Here is a 602-nt window from a genome sequence, read left to right on the forward strand (position 1 = left end):
GGTGCAGGTGTAGGAATTGGTATAGTTTTTGGAGCCTTAATTTTAGGTGTATCTAGAAATCCCTCATTAAGAGGACAATTATTTAACTATGCTATTTTAGGGTTTGCTTTTTCTGAAGCCACAGGTTTATTTGCATTAATGATGGCATTCCTTTTATTATATGTTGCTTAATATTTTAAAGAAAAATTAAAAATAAGGGGGGGGTAAAAATTATAAATTTTTATCTTTATATTCCCAGTAGGGATTTAGTTTAATCGGTAAAAACGTATATAAATAAGTTAAAACTTATATATATATATATATAGGTTCGACTCCTATAATTCCTGGCTTAGAATTAGGTACTAAGCGGTATTTAATTTATATTTTTATAAAGTTAAATATCTGAAATCCTTAGCATTACAAAATAATTTACTTAAAATAAACAAAATAATTTCCAACAAAATTTAAATGTAATAAACAACAACAACAAACCTTATATATATTTTTTAATGACAACAACAACTTTTTTTTTATTTTTAATACCTATTTTAGCTGTTATATTATTAGTAGTTAATTTAATTCTTTCTCCTCATAATCCATATATAGAAAAAGATAGTGCTTTT

The 602-nt window shown here is 24.3% G+C and carries 1 protein-coding gene; it reads left to right on the forward strand.

Annotated elements, in window-relative coordinates; translation table 11 throughout:
- On the forward strand, positions 1–171 hold a 171-nt coding region (locus tag ACYVEA_RS34735; protein ID WP_461117928.1), incomplete at its 5' end, for an ATP synthase subunit C family protein.
- Positions 172–602: the final 431 nt, after the last annotated feature.

It is taken from the genome of Spirosoma jeollabukense, assembly GCF_054777855.1.